Raw genomic sequence first — 19,452 nt, forward strand, 5'->3', positions numbered from 1 at the left:
AAAATGGTCTCCTCAGCCGAAGACGGCCGCATAGATATCGGGCTTGAAGCCCACGGTCGTGCGGCCGTCGACGTCCAGCACCGGACGCTTGATCATCGACGGATTGGCCAGCATCAGGCCGATGGCCTTGTCCGCCGTCAGGTCGGCCTTGTCCTCGGGCGGCAGGGCCTTGAACGTCGTGCCCGCGCGGTTCAGCACGATCTCCCAGCCGTGCGTCGCCACCCAGCTCGCCAGCGTCTCCCGGTCGATCCCGGCCTTCTTGTAGTCATGGAAGGCATAGGCCTGCCCGTGCTGGTCCAGCCAGACGCGCGCCTTCTTGACCGTGTCGCAGTTGGGAATGCCGTAGAGGGTGGGGATCATCGTGGGGGCCTCATGCGTTTGAGGCGGGTCTGCCGCACGCCAGACAAGGCCGCAACCCCGGAGCTCCGATGACCGCCCCGCGCCAGAAGATCATTCCCTGCCTGTGGTTCGAGACCGAGGCCGAGGAGGCCGCCCGCTTCTACGTCTCCCTGCTGCCGGATTCGCGGATCGACGAGATCCAGACCGCGCCGGGCGACTATCCCGCCGGCAAGGCGGGCGATGTCATCCTGGTGGAGTTCACCCTCGCCGGCAGCCCCTACACCGCGCTTAACGGCGGGCCGGAGTTCAAATTCAACGAGGCGGTCTCGCTGCAGGTCGACTGCGCCGATCAGGCCGAGGTCGATCGCCTCACCGAGGCCCTGTCGGCGGTTCCGGAGGCGGAACAGTGCGGCTGGGTCAAGGATCGCTACGGCCTGTCCTGGCAGATCGTGCCGAATGTCCTGACCGAGCTTCTGTCCAACGGCTCGCCCGATGTGAGGCTGCGGGTCTTCAACGCGATGATGCAGATGAAACGGCTCAACGTCGCCGCCCTCGAGGCGGCCGCCAGAGGCTAGCCCAGCGGCCAGCGTCCCAGCGTGTGATAAGCCGAGCGCCCCACCTCGCTGTGGATCAGCTCGACCTCGGTCGCCCGCCAGGAGATCGGCGCCACGGCCCGCTCCGGCAGACGCGCATCGCCGTACAACAGGGTCACGTGCGGATTGAACTGCGGGTTGGACAGCGTCTTCTTCAGCCGGCGGTGGATGGCGTCCCACAGCTCACGCCGCCAGGCCTTCAGCGCCGCCAGCCCCTCGTCGCCCAGCAGCACATGCGGGTGCTTGCCCGGCGCGCCGCCGAAACTGCCGACCCGATCGAACGACACCACGAAGGACGGACGCTCCATCTCCTCGATCACCGCCGACACCTCGGCCGCCACATCGGCCCGGATGCTGCCCGCATAATCGCCTACGTGGATCAGGGTGACGTGCAGGCGATCCGTCCGCACTTCTCCGCCGTTCAGGCCGTACAGATCCTTCGACCGTCGACGCACCTCCGCGGCCTGCTCGGCCTGCGCCGCGGGCAGCATCAGGCCGACGAACAGGCGTTCGATGGTCTGTGGCTGGCCGAAGTCGAGAAGGTCCTGCATCAGGCCGCCAAATCGCTGGAGTGCAAGGCCTCGGACACGGCGTGGATCAGCGCTTCCGCCGCCACCGGTTTGGACACCGCCCCGCAGAAGCCGTCACGGATCAGGTCCGCCTCCAGCCCTTCGCCCGCGTCGGCCGTATAGGCCAGGATGGGCGTGTCCCGATTGGGGCCCGTCCCGGCGCGGATCGCCTTCAGCGCCTCGCGCCCGCCCATGCCGGGCATCCGCATATCCATCAGGATGACGTCATAGGCCGTCTCATTGGCCTGCCGGACCGCCGCCAGCCCGTCCGCCGCATCCTCGACCTCGGCGCCCATGCCGCTCAGGAAGGCGCGCGCCAGTTCGCGGTTGGCCGGGTGATCGTCCGCCACCAGCACCCGCAGGCCGCCGACCTCGGCCGCCGCCATCGGGGTGCCCGCCGGCGCCTCTTCCTGCTCGGCGCGGGACGCGGGGATCTCGAACCAGAAGACGCTGCCCTGCCCTTCGACGCTGTTCGCGCCGATCACGCCGTCCATGGCCTCGACCAGACCCTTGCAGATGGCCAGCCCCAGGCCGGTGCCGCCTGTGGTCTTGTTCTGCGCCCCGTCCACCTGTGAGAAGCGGCGGAACAGCCGGTCCAGCTTGTCCTGCGGAATGCCGTCGCCAGTGTCGTGCACCGCCACCCGCAGCCGCTCGTTGGCGGGGTTCCAGCGCACTTCCAGCCGCACCCCGCCCTGACCGGTGAATTTCACCGCATTGCCGACGAGGTTCAGCATGATCTGGCGCAGGCGGTCCGGGTCGGCGACCAGCGTCGGCAGACCGGCGTCCGCGTCCAGCGTCAGGCCCAGATCCTTGGCCCCCGCCTGAGGCGTGAACAGCTCCAGCGTCGCCGTCGCCAGCGTCTCCATGTCCATCGGCTGCGGCCGGATCGCCACCTGCCCGGCTTCCAGCTTGGAGAAGTCGAGGATGTCATTGACCGTGCACAGCAGCGCCCGGCCCGCATTGTCGACCCTGCCGATGAAGTTGCGCGCCGTGTCCGGCAGGTCCTGCCCCAGCGCCAGACCGGTGAAGCCTATGATGCTGGTCAGCGGAGTGCGCAGCTCGTGGCTCATATTGGCCAGGAAGTCGGCCTTCACCGTCGCGGAGGCCTCCGCCTCGGCCCGCGCCTGCATCAGCTGGACCTCCAGCGCCTTGCGGCGGGAGATGTCGCGAATGACCACCACGGTCTCGACCGGGCGGCCGTTGTCATCGCGGATCAGCCGCATCCGGGTCTCGCCCCAGACCGCCCGACCGTCGCGGTGCAGCAGGCGGTGCTCCAAGGTCGCCGAGCCGCGCCCCTGCCCCATCTCGGCGAAGGTCTCCATCAATCGGGCCCGATCGTCGGGATGGACGAACGACGCCGCCGATCGCCCGGCCATCTCGGCCGGGGTCCAGCCCAGCAACCGCTCGACCGCCGGAGAGATGTAGTTGGACGAGCCGTCCAGCTGCACCCGCGCGATGACGTCGGCGGCGTGGTCCGCCAGCAGCTTGTAACGGCCGCGGCTGCGCTCCATCACCGCCATCGCCTCGCGCTGGTCGGTGACGTCCTGGAACACGCCGAACAGGGCCGGAGACTGGCCGTCGAAGGACAGCTCCGCCGCCCCCTTGGCGACGACGCGCCGCTTCTTTCCGTCCGCCCGGTTGATGCACAGCTCGACCGAGAACGGCCCCTCGCCCGCCATGGTCCGGGCCCAGTGCCTGGCCAGCACTTCGCGATCCGACTCGGGATAGAAGTCTACCGCCGCTTCGAAGGTAGGAGCGAAGTTGTCCCGCGTAACGCCATGGATAGCATAGACTTCGTCAGACCAGATCACCTGCTGATCCACCATGTCGACCCGCCAGTGGCCAACGCCGGACAGGCCCTCCACCATGGCCAGCATATGATCGTTCTCGCGACGCAGACGATCCGCCCGCGTGCGCTCCAGATCGGCGACGACCAGCCGAGCCAGATCGCGCAACTGATCCAGTTTCGCCTCCTCCGGCCGCGCCCTCGGCTGGGTGTCGATCACGCACAGGGTGCCGAGACTGGCCCCGTCCGACGCGGTCAACAGCGCCCCGGCGTAGAACCGGATGTTCATCTCGCCGGTGACCAGCGGATTGTCGACGAAGCGCGGATCCCGCGTCGCGTCCTCGACCACCATCACCGCATTGGCCTGCAGACTGAGCGCATGGGTGCAGAAGGAATCCTGCCGTGAGGTCGAGCAGCCGTCCACGCCCAGGCTGGCCTTGAACCACTGCACCTCATCCTCGATCAGGGTGACCAGGGCGATGGGGCAGTCCATCAGCTGGGACGCAAGCCGCACGGCGCCGTCGATCGCCGGAGCCGGCGGAACACCGATGGCTCTCAGTGAGCGGACAGTGGCAAGGCGTTGGGCTTCGTCCATCGGAACTCTCTACAGGCTCACGAAAACCCTAGCCCATCAGTCCTGATGTTTGGTTAGCGACACAGGCCTCAAATCAGTTCGCGGCGGGCGTTTGCGGGGCAATCGGCGCAACCACAGGAGGCTGGGCCGCCAGCTCCGCCGCAGGGCTGACCCAGGCCTCGCCCGCCAAAGCCCGGGCCCGCCCCATCTCGAACACCCGCACCATCGAATCGTGCTCGAAATTGAGCGCCGAGGCGTCCGCATCCGCCGGAATGGACGCGACATGGAAGCGGGCGCCGTTGCGCGCCGCGAACGCCGCATTGGCCGCCAGATGGGTCCGTGTGGACGCCTTGCTCATGCTTTCATAGGTGCGGGTCAGGATCGCCGGCAGACTGCCGCGCACCACGCCCGTCGTCCGCCCGGTCTGGCCGTTGATCAGCACATAGAGGGACGCCCGCTCGGCGCCCGGCGTCCGCTGCCCGGCCGCGAGGATGTCTTCCGGCACGCCGAGGAAGGGCATGTTCACGCCGCCGTCGACATGCATCTCCTCGACGATCTGATCGCCCTGCAGGCCCGCGATCATCACCGGCGGAAACACGCCGGGAATGCTCGCCGAGGCCACCAGAACCTCGCGGAACAGCAGCAGGGCCTGTTCGTCGCCCTGGCTCGCCAGTTGGCCCATGTCCCAGACGATGGATTCCTGGGTGTCCAGATTGGTGGTCACCACCAGCAACCGCCGCCCCTTCGCATGCTCGGCGGCGATGGCCCGCAGCAACTCCGGCGTCACATTCTGCTCGACCAGCCGCCGCAGCGGCGCGGAGCTGTACAGGCTGGGATGGATCAACCCCGCCAGCGCTCGCGGACTGAGGATGTTGGACGCCCCGCCGCCGGTATAGGCCTCGCGCAGTTCGTCATCCCAGTCGGCGCCCAGGAAGGCGAACGGCGCCGTCAGGGCGCCGGTGCTGATGCCGGTGACGATATCGAACTGCGGCCGGTTTCCCGCCTCGCTCCAGCCGACCAGCACGCCCGCGCCGAACGCACCATTGGCGCCGCCGCCGGACAGGGCCAGCACCGCGCCGGTGCCCTCCTGATGCGCCAGCCTGCGGGTGAATAGTTCGATCACCTCATGCGACCGCACCTGATCGCCGGGCCGGATGCGCGGGTCCTGCGTCGGCGACACCGGGGCGTCCAGCGTCCGCACCGGCAGCGGATCGATCCGGGCCAGCGTTCCGCAGGCGGACAGTCCCCCCGCGAGCGCCACGACCGCGCCCAGACGCAGCCATCCGCGTAATCCTGACCGGCGCGCCATCATCGTCTCCAACCTGCCTGATCCGGGGTCTGCGATGGGAAATCCCCAACAGCGCAGGTTGTTGCGCGTCACCCCGCCGGCGGGGCGCTTTTTCCGCCGGTCATTTGCCGTCCGGCAGATTCGTCCAGACGGAAACGCCGCCGACCACGATCATGAAAACGGCGAACAGGCCGACGATGGCGGCGACGACGGGAATAGCGGCTTCAGGCATGACAGGCTCCGTTTGTGGAGCTTTCTGTGCGCCGCGGCCCGCGCCGGCGCCTTGATGCGGATCAAATCAGCCGATCCAGCTCAGCCAGCCGATGATCAGCGGCACGGACAGCAGGGTGGTGACCAGCACAACCCGCGCCGTCAGAGCCGCCTCCCGTCCATAGAGCTGGGCCAGCATGAAAGCCCCGGTCCCGGTCGGCAGCATGGCCAGCAGGACCGCCCCATGCACCAATGGCGCGGGCAGGCGAAAGACATGCACCGCCAGCGCCCAGGTCAGCAGCGGCTGGGCCAGCAGCTTCAGCCCGGTCAGCAGGGCGATGTCCCCCACCGCCGGCCTTGGCCCGGCGACCTTCTCGCCCAGGAACAGCCCCAGCGTGACCAGCGCGCAGGGCGCCGCCGCACCACCCAGAAGATCCAGGAAGACGTGCAGCGGCTGCGGCTCGGTCCAGCCCGCCGCCAGAAAGACCGCGCCCAGGGTCGGCGCGATCACCAGCGGATTGCGCGCCAGCGCGATCAGCACCTTGCGGGCCACCTTCAGCCCGCTGCGCTCCTCCTGCAGGCCGATCTCGATCAGCACGATGGACACGGCGAACAGCAGGCAGACGGTCAGCAGGGTCGCGATCAGCGTCGGCGTCAGCATGCCCGGCCCGAGCGCCGCCACGGTCAGCGGGAAACCGATGAAGGCGGTGTTGGCATAGGCGGCGCCCAGTCCCTCGACCGAGGCGTCCGCCAGCGTCCTTCGCTTCCACAGCCGCAGGGCCAGGGTCAGGGCGAAGACCGCCCCCGCGCCGATCCCGAATGCGCCGATGAAGCCCGGCCGCCAGATATCCGCCCAGCGCGCGCTCGCCACGATGTCGAACAGCAGGGCCGGCAAGGCCAGGTTGACCACGAACCGGTTCAGCTCGCGCGTCGCCGCCGGCCCGAGCGTGTCCGTGCGACGCGCGACGAAACCGGCCAGGATCAGGCCGAAGATCGGCAGGACGATCAGGGCGACGGACATCAGACCTGCGTTGCTCCGGCGCCGTCCAGATTGGCGGAGGCGAGGTAGGCGTAGCAGGCGCGGGGCAGTTCCTCGCGCAGGCGGGCCAGGTTCTCCTCGGACGGATCGGCCTCCATGACCACCCTGACCGAACCGCCCAGCATCGCCGTCAGCATGAAGGCGACAGAGGCCCGATCCGCGAACCGCGTTCCCGGCGCGCTGGCCAGCAGGTCATCGAACAGCGCCGTCATCACACTGATCGCCCGCTCCATATGGTCCGAAAGGTCGAACTCGGCGGCGATGCCGTAGATCGCGCGCGACGACACGATGTCCGCCGTCTTGGCGGCCAGCCAGGCCTCGGGGAGCCCCTGCGCGATCCCCGCCAGGTCACGTCCCGCCAGCCGCGCGCAGGCGTCACGCATCGCGTCCTCGGTCGCTGTCAGCTGGCGCTCGACGATGCCGAACAGCAAGGCCTGCTTGTGCGGGAAATACTGGTACATGGTCCCGACCGACACCCCTGCGCGCTCGGCGACCCGGGTGGTCGTCAGCCGCCCGATGCCGTCAGCCAGCAAAACCTGAACGGTCGCCTCCCGGATCGCCCTGATGGTGGCGGCCGAACGGGCCTGTTGTGGCGTTTTGCGGGGCTGCAGCAGGGCGGGCTCGGGCCGGTTCAAATGCGAATTCCGAAACTGAAGGATGCTTCATATTTTGAGGCCTCCCCCCGCTCATCGCAAGGCGTTTCCCATGCAAACCGTTCTGATCACCGGCAGCTCGACCGGCTTTGGTCGCGAGACCGCGATCGAGTTCCTCGACAAGGGCTGGACCGTCATCGCCACCATGCGCGACCCGTCCGCCAGCACCCTGCCCGCCTCCGACCACCTGCGCGTTCTGGCGCTGGACGTCGCGGACCCGGACAGCATCGCGGCCGCAGTCGCCGCCGCGGGCCCCGTGGATGTTCTGGTCAACAACGCTGGGATCGGCTGGCTGAACGCCATCGAGGGCACGCCGATGGACACGACCCGCAGCCTGTTCGAGACCAACCTGTTCGGCGCCATCGCCATGATGCAGGCCGTCCTGCCCGCCATGCGCGCCCGACGCTCGGGCGCCATCGTCAACGTCAGCTCCAGCTCGCTCTACAAGCCCCTGCCCCTGCTGTCGGTCTATCGCGCCTCGAAGGCGGCGCTGAACGCCCTGACGGAGTCGGCCGCGCCGGAGCTGGCGGAGTTCGGCATCCGCGCCCGCATCGTCATGCCCGGCATGGCGCCGTCGACCCGCTTCGGCGACAGCGCCCGCGGCCAGATCCAGCAGGCGGGCGGCTTCCCCGAGGCCTACGCCGACTTCACCCAGCGCACCATGGCCGCCATGCAGGCCGCCGCCGCCGGACCGGTGACCACGGCGAAGGACGTGGCCGAGGCTGTCTACCGCGCCGCGACCGACCCGGACTGCCCGATGGTGCTTCCCGCAGGCCCCGACGCCATCGCCTGGGCCGCCGAGGCCTGATCCGTCGTCCGCTTCCCGCCCTGATCAGGCGGGAAGCACACCGGCGATGGCCGTACCGGCCAGCCGGGCCGTGGACAGCAGTTGGTCCAGGCTGTTTCCGTTGCGCGCCTTGGCCGAAAGGCCGGACATGGTCGTGCTGACAAAGTCAGTCAGCCGGTCCGCCTCATCCGGATGACGGGCCGCGATGTAGGCCCGGATCGCCTCCTCGGCAGCGCGATTGACCCCGCATGCCGCGTCGCGGGCGTCACGGTCGTTCGACCGCGTGCCTTCCAGAACGAGGCAGCCCGTCGCTTCCGGCGCTCCGGCGTAGCGGCGGGCGGCCTCCTCCAGAAGATCGACCAGGGCCTCCGCGACCGGGCGATCCGGCCGCAGGATGTCGGACATCGGTATCGCGCCGGTGATCGCCCAACGGTCCAGCACCCGTCCGTACAGCTGCGCCTTGCTCCCGTAGGCGCCGTAGAAGCTGGGCGGATTGATCCCCAGCGCCTCGGTCACGTCAGCGACGCTGACGGCGTCATAGCCGCGCGCGTGGAACAGCTGCTGCGCCGTCGCCACCCCCTCATCCGGATCGAACCGACGCGGCCTGCCCCGCGCCCTCGCTTTATTTGTAGTCATTATTACAAAAATCCTTGACCCCGGCCTTTCGAGTTTTATGTAGCGTCCACTACATTAAACCTCAAGGAGGGTCACATGACCTCGTTCAAGAACAAGTCGGTTCTGGTCCTCGGCGGCAGCCGCGGCATCGGGGCTGCAATCGTGCGGCGCTTCGCGGCGGACGGCGCCAAGGTCACCTTCACCTGGGCCGGTTCGCGCGATGCGGCCGAGCAGCTGGCGACGGAGACCGGTTCCGTCGCGATCCAGACCGACAGCGCGGATCGCGACGCGGTCATCGCGCGTGTGCGGGACAGCGGGCCGCTGGACGTCCTGGTCGTCAACGCCGGTTTCGCCCTGTTCGGCGACGCCCTCGAGCAGGACCCGGACGCCGTTGACCGGCTGTTCGAGGTCAATATCCACGCGCCCTATCACGCCTCCGTCGAAGCGGCCCGGCAGATGCCGGACGGCGGGCGGATCATCGTCATCGGCTCGGTCAACGGCGACCGGATGCCGGTGCCCGGCATGGCGTCCTATGCGGTCAGCAAGTCGGCCCTGCAGGGTCTCGCCCGCGGCCTGGCGCGTGACTTCGGCCCGCGCGGCATCACCATCAATGTCGTCCAGCCCGGCCCCATCGACACCGACGCCAATCCGGAAGACGGCCCGATGAAGGAGCTGATGCACAGCTTCATGGCCATCAAGCGCCATGGTCGTCCGGAAGAAGTCGCAGGCATGGTCGCCTGGCTGGCGGGCCCCGAAGCCGGCTTCGTGACCGGCGCCATGCACACCATCGACGGCGCTTTCGGCGCCTGACGACCGGCTGTCATGACACGGGCGAGGCCGTCGCCGACCTCGCCCGTGCTCAGGACCTTATTCCCACTCGATTGTCCAATGGACCAGAAGGCGCTGATTTATCAGCGCCTTTTCTTTGATCTACAGTTTCTGCCGTCAACGATACCGACAACCTTGCACGGCTACTGAAAACAAAGAGCAATTTGGTCACTATAAAATTTCAGTGATCTCGTCATCTATCGGCACGTGATTGCCGGCGATTGCTCCGCTAGGCACAGCTGGGCGCAGCCCTTAGAGCGCTTGCGATACCGACAAGAGCGACTGGGCGGGCTTCGACGATACCGTCACTGGGATCATCAGCCAAAAGTCGCGAATGCGCTAGCAGCGGACGTTGGCATCAATCCCGAAAGCAGACCTTCGGCGTCGATGATAGAAGGTTCGTCCCTGACTTGTTTGGGAGCTTGGGTGCTCATTTGCGGGTTGGTCGTTGACGGGGTGTCCCCTGTGAATATCGCGTGCCGACACGCGGGTTGAACAACGCCTGCTTCGAAGCCAATGCACCACCGCTCAGTGCATCTCGCCAGACCCTCAGGAAGGCTGATGCCTAGAAGCCGTGCAGTCTAGACCTGAACGTCGGGGCCGGCATTCGCCGGCCCCGACTTCCCTCAGTAGTCCATCGCCGGCATCGGCGCGGCCTTCTCCTCTTTGGGCGCCTCGGCCACGAGCGCCTCGGTGGTGATGAGCAACGAGGCGACCGACGCGGCGTCTTGGAGCGCAGTGCGCACGACCTTGGCGGGGTCGATCACGCCGCTCTTGACGAGGTCCTGGTACTCGCCGGTCGCGGCGTTGAAGCCCCAGCTGTAGTCCTCGCTTTCGAGCAGCTTGCCGATGATGTAGGCCCCGTCCTCCCCGGCGTTCTCGACGATCTGCCGCGTCGGGGCGCGCAGCGACCGGCGGATAATGTCGATGCCGGACTGCTGGTCGTCGTTGGCGGCCTTCAGGCCGTCCAGCGCCTTGATAGCCCGCAGCAGGGCGATGCCGCCGCCCGGCAGGATGCCTTCCTCGACCGCGGCCCGGGTGGCGTGCAGCGCGTCGTCGACCCGGTCCTTCTTCTCCTTGACCTCGATCTCGGTGGCGCCGCCGACCCGGATCACCGCGACGCCGCCGGCGAGCTTGGCTACGCGCTCCTGCAGCTTCTCGCGGTCATAGTCGGACGTGGTGGCCTCGAGCTGCTGACGCAGCTGCGCGACGCGACGATCGAGATCTGCCCTCTGCCCGGCGCCGTCGATGACGGTCGTGTTGTCCTTGTCGATGACCACCTTCTTGGCGCGGCCGAGCATATCGACGGTGACCGTCTCCAGCTTGATGCCGAGATCGTCGGAGACCACATTGCCGCCGGTGAGGATGGCGATGTCCTCCAGCATCGCCTTGCGGCGATCACCGAAGCCGGGGGCCTTGACCGCCGCGATCTTGAGCCCGCCGCGCAGCTTGTTGACCACGAGCGTCGCCAGCGCCTCGCCTTCCACATCCTCGGCGATGATGAGCAGAGGGCGGTTCGATTGGACGACCTTCTCCAGCAGGGGCAGCAGAGCATGAAGGTTCGAGAGCTTCTTCTCGTGGATCAGGATGTAGGGATCGTCGAGTTCGACCTTGAGCTTCTCGGCGTTGGTGACGAAGTAGGGGGAGAGGTAGCCGCGGTCGAACTGCATGCCTTCGACGGTCTCTAGCTCGGTCTGAAGGCTCTTGGCCTCCTCCACCGTGATCACCCCGTCGTTGCCGACCGTTTCCATCGCCTTGGCCAGGATCCGGCCGATCTCCTCATCGCCATTGGCGGAGATGGTCGCGACCTGGGCGATCTCGCTGTTGGCGACGACTTTCCTGGCATGGCTTTGGAGATCCTTGACCACCGCGCCGACGGCGAGATCGATGCCGCGCTTGAGGTCCATCGGGTTCATGCCGGCGGCCACCGCCTTGGAGCCTTCGCGCACGATCGCCTGGGCGAGGACGGTGGCGGTGGTGGTGCCGTCTCCCGCCTTGTCGTTTTGCTTGCTGGCGACCTCGCGCAGCATCTGGGCGCCCATGTTCTCGAACTTGTCGGCGAGTTCGATCTCCTTAGCGACGGTGACGCCGTCTTTGGTGATGCGCGGCGCGCCGTAGCTCTTCTGGATCACCACATTGCGGCCCTTGGGACCGAGGGTCACCTTGACCGCATTGGCCAGGGTGTCGACGCCGCGCAGCATGCGGTCGCGCGCATCCGAGGCGAATTTCACGTCCTTGCCAGCCATCTGCCTGCTCCTTTCTTCAAATCCTTTCTGTGGGTTCGGGACGACGACGACCGGATCAGGCCGCCTTCTTCAGCGCTTCGACGGCCTCGATCACACCGAGAATGTCGCTCTCCTTCATGATCAGCAGGTCCTCGCCGTCGATGCGGACCTCCGTACCCGACCATTTGCCGAACAGGACCCGGTCTCCTACCTGGACGGAAAGGGCGACGACTTGGCCGGCGTCGTCACGGGCGCCCGGACCGACGGCCACGACCTCGCCTTCCTGCGGCTTTTCCTTGGCGGTGTCAGGGATGATGACGCCGCCCGAAGTCTTCTCCTCGACCTCGATGCGACGGACGACCACACGGTCGTGCAAGGGGCGGAAATGCATGGCAAAACCTCCAGATGCAAAACGGTTTGTGATGGCCCTCCCGGCCCTGGAACCGAGAGGCGGGCGTGAGCTGGGCAAGGCGATTTTCGCGATCAAGACGCCGACCGAAATTTTTTTGACGGCGCGGGAACCGGGCCTGCGGCCGGGGTCTCGGGAGGCGATTTCACGTGCTCGTCGCGCCCCTTGACGGGAGCCGAAGGCGCAACAAAATCCCAAGCCGCATGCGCGCTGCCCGCGCGTGGAGAGGAGCGACACACGGATAGGAGATTGGCCATGTCGCAGCCGTTTTCCCGTTACCTTCACCCCTTCGATATCGATCGTCGGCCCGGCCTGGAGCCTGAGGTCCAGCGCGCCAACCTCGCCGCCTGGGCGTCCGGTCGCGCGGCATCGGCCCCCTCGCAAAAAACGGCGATCCCATCTCCCCCGCGCCGGACAGCGTCGATCGACACGCTGCTCAACGCCTTCCGCGGGCTGGACGATCCCCGGGTCCCCGGCGCCGCGGCGCCATGATCGATCGCGGCGTCATCGCTCAGCTGGAGGGGTACGGGCTCACCCTCGCCGAGATCCATTACTACCGCCCCGACGCCCCCTCGATTCTGCAACTGTTTGTCTGGCAGGAGTACGATCTGGCGCCCGACTTTCCCGTGCTGTTCGACTTTCTCGACCACTGGCGGCTGGAGATCGAGGCGTCCCTACATTCGGTCCGGATCGCCCATGGGCGGCTGATCGGGCCTACCGAATGGCGGGCGGTCGACGGCGTCATCCCTCTGCGGTGACCCGTTTGTCGAAACATAAACCGGACGACGAGAACGCTGCTTCATCGCGCCGGAGATCAGGTCGTAAGCTCGTCGCCAACATCCTCTGGCGCCTCCGATCGCACGCCGACGCCCGCCCGGGACACCCGGTTGAGATTCCGCACCTTCCAGCCGCGCCAATTCAGGTGATCTCCAGTGCCGCGGAGCCACCCACGCAGGCCTGACAGCGGCTGTCCCCTAGGACGACCACAGCCGTTTCCGCCCCTTCCTCCCCGGGACGGCGGCAACGCGCCATCAGCGGACATTGCGCTCCCGCCGCATAAGCGACCTTCGCGGTGCCGCCCCGGACATCAACGGGACAAGGCACCACGGTGGCGCTTCAGCCAGACCTGGCCCGGACTCGACCCACTCGAACCTCGGGGCCCCACTGGTTCCGAGATAAGCTGGCGCAGCATCGCTTCGAGGTCCGCTTTCTGCTGCCGATCGAGGACGGCCAAAGCTTGGTTCGCGGCCGCGAAACGCTGATCAACGAAGGACTCGATCAAGTCGTATCCTGCGTCAGTCAGCCGGGCCAGAAGCCGCCGCCGATCTTCCGGCACGCTCCGGCGCGAGATCAGGCCTGCGGTCTCAAGTCGACGCAGGCACGCCGTTAGGCCGCCGGACGTGAGCAGGACCTGCCGGGCAAGTTCGGCGTCAGTTCGTACGGTTCCCCGGCCCGACGCAGGGTCGCGAGCACGTCGTGGTCCGAATAGGACAGTCCCGTGTCCGCCAGCATCCGCGTGACGCTGTCTTCGTATTGCCGACCCAGCCAGATGACCCGGCCAATGATCTGGATCGCATCCGCCCTGGTCTCCGGACGCGCGCGGCGCCAACCCGAGGCTCACCGTCTGTTGGTCACCGCCAGGCGGTCCGCCTCACTCATCACGGGTCCAGCGAGCCAGAATCGACCCGTCGCGCATGCGGGCGGAATTGGCTCCCTGAGTTCGGTCGGCGGGACGTCCACGCCTGCGCCAGCCACGGCGAATTCCTGGCCGACGTCGATGGCCTGTCCGGACAAGCCGTCGGTGACCTGGACGAGGCCTTCCGCCGTACGGGAGACACGGCTGTCATACGGCCAGATGACAAAGGGCCCGCCTTCGCCGATTCGGAGGCACCCAGCCCTATCCAGATGCAAAGTCCCTTGCGCGAGGGCCTGCAGCGACGCATTGGTTCGGATGCTGCTCCTGACCAACACAGGCAGGTCGCCATCGTCGGTCACAGCGGCGCCGGGCGAGCAGCTCCCAAGCATGACAGACGCGACGAGCATCCCGCTCCATCCAGACTGTTTCATAAGTTGAATCCTCCGCATGGATCAGGCCAGTCTGAAGTGAGGCTCCCACGAGATGATGGCACGGAGATCATGGCAAACCCGCGGCGCTCAACCGCCCGCCGCCGTCGCCACTCGGTCTGAACGACCCAACGGCTTCTGACCGAGCCGGCGCCCGGCCAAGACACCGCCTCTCCGACAGCCCACCGCTCAGCGTCTAGGGAATCAGCCGGATGCCGGCTCGCAAAAATGTCTCTCCCTCGAACACGAGCGTGTCCGGGCTTTGGAACGACAGCACCTCGCCCTGGAAAGGGACCAGCTCAACACGGACGCTTTCCGCGTCCGTATAGGCTTCCGCCACGGCGGACAGGACGCCGATCGCCACGGTCATTCGCCCGTCTAACTGGCCGATCTGCAAGGATCCCATGGCCGGGTTCACATAGGTCCCGACGTAGCTCGTCATCGGTCGCGACAGAGACCACGGCCGTGCGGCCCGTTCTGCGCGCGCCGCCGCCAGTCCGGCTCGGCGTCGGTCCCGCCGTTCGACGAGGGTCGCCAGTTCCGCCTCGTAGACGGCGTCCAGATCCGGCCGCTCGGCAAACCGGTCATAGACATAGTTGGCCACAACATCCGCGAGTGCGCCGGCGACCAGATCTTCGTTAACCATCACCGCAACGCCCAGACGCCGATCCGGCATGAAGGAGACATGCGCCCGCGAGCCGGAGAAGTTGCCGAAGTGATGGATGAGGACGTCTGTGCCGTAACGGCCGACCTGCCATCCGAGGCCGTAGCCATCGCGATGATAGGCTCCGAACGCCGTGTCCTGGGTCACCAGGGGGCGGTGCGTGAATCTGATCAGCCCCGCCGGAAAGACCTGCCTGCCGTCGATCAGCCCATCGTTGATCTGCAACTCTAGCCAGCGCGCCATGTCATGAGCGGTGGAGACCAGGCCGCCTGCGGACTGCATGGTGGCGTCCACTTTCTGCAGCGGGCTCACTCTCGGCGTCGGACCGTCGCCCAGATGGCCGACGGCGAGGATTCGCGCCCTCCCCGCCTCCGAAATCCAGGCCGTGGTTTGCGTCATGCCCGCAGACGCCAGGACCTCGTCCCGGACCATGACCCGCCAGTCGCGGCCGCGGCTTGCCTCCAGAAGGGTGGTCGCCAGATTGTAGCCCGCGTTGGAGTAACGGAAGACGCCTCGGGGCGTATCAGGCCGCTGCACCGTCTCCGCCGCGAGCCGCTGCATCACTGTCGGCGAATGATCGCCGGAATAGGCGGCTCGGAAGGCGATCGGATTGTTGTCGAGGCCCGATCTGTGGCTCAGCAGATCGGTGAGCGAGACTGAACCGACCAAGCCCGAAGCCGCCTCAGGATTCCCGGTCCAGGCCGAGACCGGAGAATCCAGAGATACCTCACCCCGCGCGGCCATTCCCGCGACCGCCAACGCGGTGAAGGATTTCGTAGCCGAAGCGATATAGAATCCGGTTTCAGCATCGACCGGTGCGCCCGTCCGCACATCCGCGACGCCATAGCCGAGGGTCATGACGACCTCATCCCCAGTAACGACCGCGACAGCCAGCCCTGGAACCGCCTCGACCCTCGCCATCGCCTTGCGCACAAAGGCGTCGATGTCGGCCGCATGTGCGGCGTCCGCCGTCTGGGCGCGGAGCGCTGGCGCCCAGAGCAGGGCGAGCGACAACACAGCGGCGAAAGCATGGGAAGACTTCATGAGGGGCGCCCTTGAACTGAGGATGGAGCCGCGATGAACGAGGGCGGGCCGAACGTCTTGAACGGAGGAAACATCCGCGTCAGGTCGCCAGCAGCCAACGCAGCCCCCCGGGGCTCCATCCGCTGACCTGCCCGACCGCCCGGGTCATATGGGCCTGGTCGGAAAAACCCTCTGCGAAGGCGATCTCCGCCAGAGACGCCTTGGAGCGTACGATCCGGTCGATCACACGGGCGGCACGAACCTCGCGCCGGATCCGGGCGGGCGGCTGCCCGAAGGCGTTGCGAAACAGCCTCGCGAGGTGGACCGGATGAACGCCCACCGATCGCGCCAGGTGCGCGACGGAGAGATCCGGCTCACCGAGCAGCCTGCGTCGGGCGTCACGCAAGGCGGGCTGGGTCGGCTCGGCCTCACGGGCGCCGCCCTGCCGACTCGTCCCGACCACCCCCAGGGGTTCGCCTGCGACCGCCCGGTCGAGCAATCGCATACCGGCGAGCCGCGTCTCGAGGGCCGAGACGGAGTAACCGGCGATGGCCGCCATCCGCGTCTTGTCGTGTACCGAGAGGATCAGGGCTCCGTGGTCTCCGAAGCGATTCTGATGTTCGAAGCCGCCGGGTTTGCAGCTCAGACTCGATCCAGCGACCGCATGGAGGCCGTTCGTGCCGTCCTCGACATAGCTTCCCGCGAGCAACAGGGAGATCTGGGCCTCCGAATGCCGGTGCGCCCGACATTCTTCGTCAGGCGCATAGTGGGTCAGGACCCGCCGATGGGTGCGGGTTTCGGACAGCACGGTCGTGATCATCAAGGTCTCCCTCCATCAGGAGGACCGGGATCCTGCTTTCAGATGCACTTGAAGCAATTTATCCACGCGACCCTGAGGGGAGGCCCAGCGGGTCCGCTTATCGGGCGTCAGCTAAGCGGCAGAACCCCAGCAGGGCCAAAGTCCGAGACGCGCCAGGAGCGGAAGTTGGCATGCCGCCCAGAAGTGGACATTCACGCATCGCCAAGTGTGACTCCGCTTTCACCCACTACAGACTCTCCGAAGGTCGCTCCAGGGCGATGAATTGGCGCTCGAATCGAACGCCTGCGCGCGACTTCGTAGCTCCCGCGGTGGTGCGCCGCCGTGGAAGATGGAGAAAGCTACTCCACGGCTGTGGCTTGGGCTGCTTAGGTCTAACTCTGGGGACTCTGCGGATGTAGCTTCACGGCCCGTCGCAGACGAACAGAACTGCTCAGTTTCCCACGCGGTCGGTGATCGATACACGGGCGACGGGCGGCGGCTTCAGGGCCGGCTCCGGGACCCATTCGCACTGGTTGAGCGCGTCTCTGAAACGCTCGCCCCAAGCGGCGATGGGGCCACGGGTCGCTGTGAGGCTGACCTGCAGCTCGGCCGCGCCCGAACGCTCTTCACCCGCCGCCGGCTTCTGAGCACTGGTCGAATGGACAGTGTACGACGTCCCGGCTCCACCGCCTTGCGGCAATGGCCATTGATCGTCCGTGTCTGGTCGGGGCGCAAACAGGTAGTCCGGCGCCAGATTGCTGACCTCCAGCAGGACGGCATCGGCGCCGCAATCCCGGGTGTCGGCTGACTGGACGGCGCCGTCCCGAATGCGCAGTGCGATGTAGGACGCAGGTTCCGAACGGGCCGGAGTGCGACCGATGGTGACGGCGACTTCCCAGTGAGGGTCATCAGGCGGAAGGCGATTGTTCCACTGCTCGATATGCACGACCAACTGCGGAGCCGTCATTCCCGACTGGGAAGCGTGAAACCAGCCAAGCCCTGAATAGTCCGGATCAGGGACGACCGCGGTTGCGGCTAAGAGGGAAAGGATTAACATGTCCGCATCAGTCCTTGCAGGGCGGGAGCGCCATGTGTGGCACGTTGCCTCTCGCTCCAGAAAGCCCATCTTGGGCCCCGCCGGGTGGATAAGCTAATGACCCGTAGCCATGGTCTGACGCACCATACCGATTGATCCTCGTCTCGGTTCCGGAAGTTGTAACCGTATCGCCGACGATCACGAGGCTTAGATCGCTTCGGGGGCCCGCGCCCCCAGCATGGATCCGCTGCCAATTCGCTTGGTTCACTACGTGGTCGAAGCTGACCCAGTCTCCACCTTGATTTGTACCTGCGTAATTTACGTGAGGTAGGGACGGCCGGAGCAGACGAAATGGGTCCGCAGGATCGTAATAGTCGGTGTTAGGCCCACTCCCCCCAAGATTGTATCGGGGATGACTGTGAGCAATCGCGATTATTCGGCTGTAATCCGTCATTCCGCCTAGCTGTGGCAGGTCGGAGCTATTCCAATCGAAAGACGCATTTGGCGTTCCGGGTGTGGTGGCTGGAGAGGTCCATTTAACCTCTCCGTTCTGATCAATATAAAATATAGACCCCCACTCACTATTAGTGGCAAAGTTTGTTTTGATCTCTTCCGCCCAAACAGCCAAGGCAAACTCTAGAAGAACTTTGAGCTTCTGATCGTCAGAGAGTCCGCCAATAGGCACGCATTGCTCAAGCGCCTCGTCCTCATGGCCTATTTCAGCATCCGCCCCTGGCAATCCACCACTTCCACGGCCCCCATCCATCCAACTCGGATAGTTATAGTAGAAGGTCAGTCTTTTCCCGTTTACGACGACCTCGGCTAACTCATGGCCTGGCATGCGAACTCCTGAAGATCCGAACCGCCACAAACATTCCATCTATGCGGGAAAACGCAAGCCGGGGGACTATGAACTTGCCGTGACTAACCAATCGGTGTCACCAACTTCCATTGGTAGCGGAATGTTTCCGGCTGAGCTTTCCCCGAACGAATGCGCCCAGCCTTCTCAGATTACGGACAGGTCTGCTTCAAGGTAGGGGACTGGCCCTTTTAGCGAACGCCAGCGCGCGATTTCGTAGCGACGGCGGTGGTGCGCCGCGGTGGAAGATGGAGAGAACTATTCCACGGCTGTAGCCTGGGCGGCGTAGGTCTGCTGCTGGACCCTATGCGAATGTCGCTTCGCGACCCGTTGCGGATGTTCATGGACCTTGCTCAATCAGATTAACAAGATACAACCGTCGCGGGAGGATGAGATGAACACTGCAACCGTTCGCCTGTGCGGCTACGCTGGATTGATTGGCGCCTTCGCCATGTTTGTCGGCGACATGCTCTTTTATGGGCAGTTTGGGTCCGGCAACGATGCATTGAGCAGTTCGCTCGATGTAGTCCGGCGGACAGATCCTGATCAGTTGGCTCTTGGTGGCCTTACTTCAGTGGTGGGCGGCTTTGGCTATGCGCTTGGGGCCGGTCATGTCTACGGGCGAATGGCAGTGCGACATTTATGGCTGCGAGTTAGCGTCGCGGGAGCGTTCCTGCTCGTCGCCGTTATCGCGACGGCCACGCATGCCGTATGGGGCAGCTTCGCTTTAGCGTTGGTGACCGCCAGCTCGAACAGCGATTTGGTAGGAGCCTACCTATCGAAGCATTTTCTGGTGGGAGGGCTTGTAGGGGTTCCAGCGTCACTTCTGTTGGCCGCCGCTATCCTCACCCGAGCCACAAACTGGCCGATCTGGTTCGCCGTGGTAAGTCCAGGCGCGATTTATCTGCTCCTGTCCAACGCGACCTATCTGCCTGCACCGCTTGGAGCTCCGATTGTAGGTGGAGCTTTCAACTTGGCGTTTGCATTCTTTTACGGGGCCAGCGTCGCCCACTCGCATTTCCGAACTTCCGTATGACGTCCGCTTTCCACCCTTAGGCGAACTTCGTCTCCCGACCATTTGCGGACTCACTC

The 19,452-nt window shown here is 66.0% G+C and carries 20 protein-coding genes; 6 read left to right on the top strand and 14 right to left on the bottom strand.

Annotated features, from left to right (window positions below; translation table 11 throughout):
- Positions 1-12: 12 nt before the first annotated feature.
- Positions 13-360: an arsenate reductase gene (locus tag ACFQQC_RS14670; protein ID WP_376863198.1), complete on the bottom strand. Its 348-nt coding sequence runs from the start codon at positions 358-360 to the stop codon at positions 13-15.
- 68 nt (positions 361-428) lie between these two features.
- Here ACFQQC_RS14670 and ACFQQC_RS14675 point away from each other — a divergent pair, with 68 nt between their 5' ends.
- Complete coding sequence (locus tag ACFQQC_RS14675) at positions 429-914, top strand: VOC family protein (protein WP_376863199.1); 486 nt, start codon at positions 429-431, stop codon at positions 912-914.
- Here ACFQQC_RS14675 and ACFQQC_RS14680 read toward each other — a convergent pair.
- From ACFQQC_RS14680 to ACFQQC_RS14700, 5 genes are all read right to left on the bottom strand, one after another.
- A complete protein-coding gene (locus ACFQQC_RS14680) occupies positions 911-1,483 on the bottom strand; it encodes a 2'-5' RNA ligase family protein (RefSeq protein WP_376863200.1) in 573 nt (190 codons plus the stop codon). The genes ACFQQC_RS14675 and ACFQQC_RS14680 overlap by 4 nt on opposite strands.
- Positions 1,483-3,882: an ATP-binding protein gene (locus ACFQQC_RS14685; protein WP_376863201.1), complete on the bottom strand. Its 2,400-nt coding sequence runs from the start codon at positions 3,880-3,882 to the stop codon at positions 1,483-1,485. The genes ACFQQC_RS14680 and ACFQQC_RS14685 overlap by 1 nt, the downstream gene beginning before the upstream one ends.
- A gap of 73 nt (positions 3,883-3,955) precedes the next feature.
- Complete coding sequence (locus ACFQQC_RS14690) at positions 3,956-5,170, bottom strand: patatin-like phospholipase family protein (protein ID WP_376863202.1); 1,215 nt, start codon at positions 5,168-5,170, stop codon at positions 3,956-3,958.
- 277 nt (positions 5,171-5,447) lie between these two features.
- Positions 5,448-6,380, bottom strand: a complete 933-nt coding sequence (locus tag ACFQQC_RS14695; protein ID WP_376863203.1) for an AEC family transporter — start codon at positions 6,378-6,380, stop codon at positions 5,448-5,450.
- Positions 6,380-7,033 carry a TetR/AcrR family transcriptional regulator gene (locus tag ACFQQC_RS14700; RefSeq protein ID WP_376863205.1) on the bottom strand — a complete coding sequence of 218 codons (654 nt, stop codon included), beginning with the start codon at positions 7,031-7,033 and terminating at the stop codon, positions 6,380-6,382. The genes ACFQQC_RS14695 and ACFQQC_RS14700 overlap by 1 nt, the downstream gene beginning before the upstream one ends.
- Before the next feature lie 70 nt (positions 7,034-7,103).
- Here ACFQQC_RS14700 and ACFQQC_RS14705 point away from each other — a divergent pair, with 70 nt between their 5' ends.
- On the top strand, positions 7,104-7,859 hold the full coding sequence (locus ACFQQC_RS14705) for an SDR family oxidoreductase (protein ID WP_376863206.1): 756 nt from the start codon (positions 7,104-7,106) through the stop codon (positions 7,857-7,859).
- Positions 7,860-7,883: 24 nt separating this feature from the next.
- On the opposite strand, the gene ACFQQC_RS14710 is transcribed toward ACFQQC_RS14705, so the two are convergent.
- Positions 7,884-8,474 carry a TetR/AcrR family transcriptional regulator gene (locus ACFQQC_RS14710; RefSeq protein WP_376863207.1) on the bottom strand — a complete coding sequence of 197 codons (591 nt, stop codon included), beginning with the start codon at positions 8,472-8,474 and terminating at the stop codon, positions 7,884-7,886.
- A 75-nt stretch (positions 8,475-8,549) separates the two neighbouring features.
- Between ACFQQC_RS14710 and bdcA the strand changes: the two genes are divergently transcribed.
- Positions 8,550-9,263 carry an SDR family oxidoreductase gene (gene bdcA, locus ACFQQC_RS14715; RefSeq protein ID WP_376863208.1) on the top strand — a complete coding sequence of 238 codons (714 nt, stop codon included), beginning with the start codon at positions 8,550-8,552 and terminating at the stop codon, positions 9,261-9,263.
- A 644-nt stretch (positions 9,264-9,907) separates the two neighbouring features.
- Here the strand turns inward: bdcA and groL are convergent.
- A complete protein-coding gene (gene groL / locus ACFQQC_RS14720; RefSeq protein WP_376863209.1) occupies positions 9,908-11,527 on the bottom strand; it encodes a chaperonin GroEL in 1,620 nt (539 codons plus the stop codon).
- A 55-nt stretch (positions 11,528-11,582) separates the two neighbouring features.
- Positions 11,583-11,897: a co-chaperone GroES gene (gene groES / locus ACFQQC_RS14725; RefSeq protein ID WP_376863210.1), complete on the bottom strand. Its 315-nt coding sequence runs from the start codon at positions 11,895-11,897 to the stop codon at positions 11,583-11,585.
- A 273-nt stretch (positions 11,898-12,170) separates the two neighbouring features.
- Here groES and ACFQQC_RS14730 point away from each other — a divergent pair, with 273 nt between their 5' ends.
- Both ACFQQC_RS14730 and ACFQQC_RS14735 read left to right on the top strand, forming a co-directional pair.
- Positions 12,171-12,407 carry a hypothetical protein gene (locus ACFQQC_RS14730; protein WP_376863211.1) on the top strand — a complete coding sequence of 79 codons (237 nt, stop codon included), beginning with the start codon at positions 12,171-12,173 and terminating at the stop codon, positions 12,405-12,407.
- On the top strand, positions 12,404-12,673 hold the full coding sequence (locus tag ACFQQC_RS14735) for an usg protein (protein ID WP_376863212.1): 270 nt from the start codon (positions 12,404-12,406) through the stop codon (positions 12,671-12,673). The genes ACFQQC_RS14730 and ACFQQC_RS14735 overlap by 4 nt, the downstream gene beginning before the upstream one ends.
- 329 nt (positions 12,674-13,002) lie before the next feature.
- On the opposite strand, the gene ACFQQC_RS14740 is transcribed toward ACFQQC_RS14735, so the two are convergent.
- The 5 genes from ACFQQC_RS14740 to ACFQQC_RS14760 all read right to left on the bottom strand — a co-directional run bounded on the left by ACFQQC_RS14740 (position 13,003) and on the right by ACFQQC_RS14760 (position 17,522).
- Positions 13,003-13,536, bottom strand: coding sequence for a MarR family winged helix-turn-helix transcriptional regulator (locus ACFQQC_RS14740; protein WP_376863213.1), 534 nt, complete (start codon positions 13,534-13,536; stop codon positions 13,003-13,005).
- Entirely contained in the window at positions 13,533-13,982 is a 450-nt protein-coding gene (locus ACFQQC_RS14745) for a hypothetical protein (protein ID WP_376863214.1), read from the bottom strand. The genes ACFQQC_RS14740 and ACFQQC_RS14745 overlap by 4 nt, the downstream gene beginning before the upstream one ends.
- A gap of 193 nt (positions 13,983-14,175) precedes the next feature.
- On the bottom strand, positions 14,176-15,687 hold the full coding sequence (locus ACFQQC_RS14750) for a serine hydrolase domain-containing protein (protein ID WP_376863216.1): 1,512 nt from the start codon (positions 15,685-15,687) through the stop codon (positions 14,176-14,178).
- 79 nt (positions 15,688-15,766) lie between these two features.
- A complete protein-coding gene (locus tag ACFQQC_RS14755; RefSeq protein ID WP_376863217.1) occupies positions 15,767-16,486 on the bottom strand; it encodes a helix-turn-helix transcriptional regulator in 720 nt (239 codons plus the stop codon).
- Positions 16,487-16,916: 430 nt separating this feature from the next.
- Positions 16,917-17,522 carry a hypothetical protein gene (locus ACFQQC_RS14760; protein ID WP_376863219.1) on the bottom strand — a complete coding sequence of 202 codons (606 nt, stop codon included), beginning with the start codon at positions 17,520-17,522 and terminating at the stop codon, positions 16,917-16,919.
- 1,232 nt (positions 17,523-18,754) lie between these two features.
- Here ACFQQC_RS14760 and ACFQQC_RS14765 point away from each other — a divergent pair.
- Positions 18,755-19,396 (top strand): hypothetical protein, encoded by a 642-nt coding sequence (locus tag ACFQQC_RS14765; RefSeq protein WP_376863220.1) that lies wholly within the window; start codon positions 18,755-18,757, stop codon positions 19,394-19,396.
- Positions 19,397-19,452 lie beyond the last annotated feature (56 nt).

Origin of the sequence: Brevundimonas sp. GCM10030266 (assembly GCF_042666595.1) — a bacterium.
In the GTDB taxonomy this organism is placed as follows: Bacteria; Pseudomonadota; Alphaproteobacteria; order Caulobacterales; family Caulobacteraceae; genus Brevundimonas.

What these genes read in the sequence shown, in the direction of transcription:
- ACFQQC_RS14735 (WP_376863212.1), top strand. Translation starts at nt 12,404, where the DNA reads ATGATCGATCGCGGCGTCATCGCTCAGCTGGAGGGGTACGGGCTCACC.
- ACFQQC_RS14685 (WP_376863201.1), bottom strand. Translation starts at nt 3,882, where the DNA reads ATGGACGAAGCCCAACGCCTTGCCACTGTCCGCTCACTGAGAGCCATC.
- ACFQQC_RS14705 (WP_376863206.1), top strand. Translation starts at nt 7,104, where the DNA reads ATGCAAACCGTTCTGATCACCGGCAGCTCGACCGGCTTTGGTCGCGAG.
- ACFQQC_RS14765 (WP_376863220.1), top strand. Translation starts at nt 18,755, where the DNA reads ATGAACACTGCAACCGTTCGCCTGTGCGGCTACGCTGGATTGATTGGC.
- groL (WP_376863209.1), bottom strand. Translation starts at nt 11,527, where the DNA reads ATGGCTGGCAAGGACGTGAAATTCGCCTCGGATGCGCGCGACCGCATG.
- ACFQQC_RS14670 (WP_376863198.1), bottom strand. Translation starts at nt 360, where the DNA reads ATGATCCCCACCCTCTACGGCATTCCCAACTGCGACACGGTCAAGAAG.
- bdcA (WP_376863208.1), top strand. Translation starts at nt 8,550, where the DNA reads ATGACCTCGTTCAAGAACAAGTCGGTTCTGGTCCTCGGCGGCAGCCGC.
- ACFQQC_RS14745 (WP_376863214.1), bottom strand. Translation starts at nt 13,982, where the DNA reads ATGAAACAGTCTGGATGGAGCGGGATGCTCGTCGCGTCTGTCATGCTT.
- groES (WP_376863210.1), bottom strand. Translation starts at nt 11,897, where the DNA reads ATGCATTTCCGCCCCTTGCACGACCGTGTGGTCGTCCGTCGCATCGAG.
- ACFQQC_RS14695 (WP_376863203.1), bottom strand. Translation starts at nt 6,380, where the DNA reads ATGTCCGTCGCCCTGATCGTCCTGCCGATCTTCGGCCTGATCCTGGCC.
- ACFQQC_RS14680 (WP_376863200.1), bottom strand. Translation starts at nt 1,483, where the DNA reads ATGCAGGACCTTCTCGACTTCGGCCAGCCACAGACCATCGAACGCCTG.
- ACFQQC_RS14750 (WP_376863216.1), bottom strand. Translation starts at nt 15,687, where the DNA reads ATGAAGTCTTCCCATGCTTTCGCCGCTGTGTTGTCGCTCGCCCTGCTC.
- ACFQQC_RS14760 (WP_376863219.1), bottom strand. Translation starts at nt 17,522, where the DNA reads ATGTTAATCCTTTCCCTCTTAGCCGCAACCGCGGTCGTCCCTGATCCG.
- ACFQQC_RS14710 (WP_376863207.1), bottom strand. Translation starts at nt 8,474, where the DNA reads ATGACTACAAATAAAGCGAGGGCGCGGGGCAGGCCGCGTCGGTTCGAT.
- ACFQQC_RS14755 (WP_376863217.1), bottom strand. Translation starts at nt 16,486, where the DNA reads ATGATCACGACCGTGCTGTCCGAAACCCGCACCCATCGGCGGGTCCTG.
- ACFQQC_RS14675 (WP_376863199.1), top strand. Translation starts at nt 429, where the DNA reads ATGACCGCCCCGCGCCAGAAGATCATTCCCTGCCTGTGGTTCGAGACC.
- ACFQQC_RS14730 (WP_376863211.1), top strand. Translation starts at nt 12,171, where the DNA reads ATGTCGCAGCCGTTTTCCCGTTACCTTCACCCCTTCGATATCGATCGT.
- ACFQQC_RS14690 (WP_376863202.1), bottom strand. Translation starts at nt 5,170, where the DNA reads ATGGCGCGCCGGTCAGGATTACGCGGATGGCTGCGTCTGGGCGCGGTC.